Raw genomic sequence first — 768 nt, forward strand, 5'->3', positions numbered from 1 at the left:
CGCTGGATCCCTCTTTCTTGCGCATGCTGATGGTGCGCTGGCTGTTTTCTTCCCAAAGGCGGGTCTCTTGCACGATCCGCTCGCCCGCCTCCACAACCTTGACCTGGCGGTTGAATTCGTACTCGATGGCCCGTTGGATGGCGTTGAAGGAGTTCATGTTTTTAATTTCCACCTTCGTGCCAAAGGTCTGGGATCCCAGCGGACGCACCGAGATGTTCACATCACAGCGCAGGGATCCCTCCTGCAGGTTGCCATCGCACAGCCCGGCATAGCGCAGGATGCGGCGCAGCTCTTGCACATACTCGGCTGCCTCTTCCCCGCTGCGGATGTCCGGCTCGCTGACGATCTCGATGAGGGGAACCCCCGCCCGGTTGAAATCCACCAAAGAGTAGCTGGATCCCGATAGGCGGTCGCTGCCAGCGTGGACCAGCTTGCCCGCATCTTCTTCCATGTGCAGACGGGTGATGCCGATGCGCTTGGTACGACCGTCGCTGAGCTGGATCTCAATCCAGCCGTGGGTAGCAATCGGCAGGTCGTATTGGGAGATTTGGTAGTTTTTGGGCAAGTCGGGGTAAAAGTACTGCTTGCGGTCGAACTTGCTGTAGGGGGCAATGGTGCAATTCAAGGCCAAACCCGCTTTGACCGCGTACTCCAGCACCTTTTCGTTGAGCACCGGCAGGGTGCCGGGCAGGCCCATGCAGATGGGGTCAATCTGGGTGTTGGGGGGAGCGCCAAAGGCCGTCGCGCTGCTGGAGAAGATCTTGGAGC

Annotated in this window: 1 protein-coding gene; it reads right to left on the reverse strand. The window is 59.5% G+C overall.

All coding sequences use genetic code 11. The features are described from left to right. Positions 1-768, reverse strand: a 768-nt coding sequence (gene gatB / locus NW846_RS02175) for an Asp-tRNA(Asn)/Glu-tRNA(Gln) amidotransferase subunit GatB (RefSeq protein WP_414515237.1), incomplete at both ends; no start/stop codon positions are given.

It is taken from the genome of Synechococcus sp. W60.3 (assembly GCF_047502615.1).
GTDB lineage: Bacteria > Cyanobacteriota > Cyanobacteriia > Thermostichales > Thermostichaceae > Thermostichus.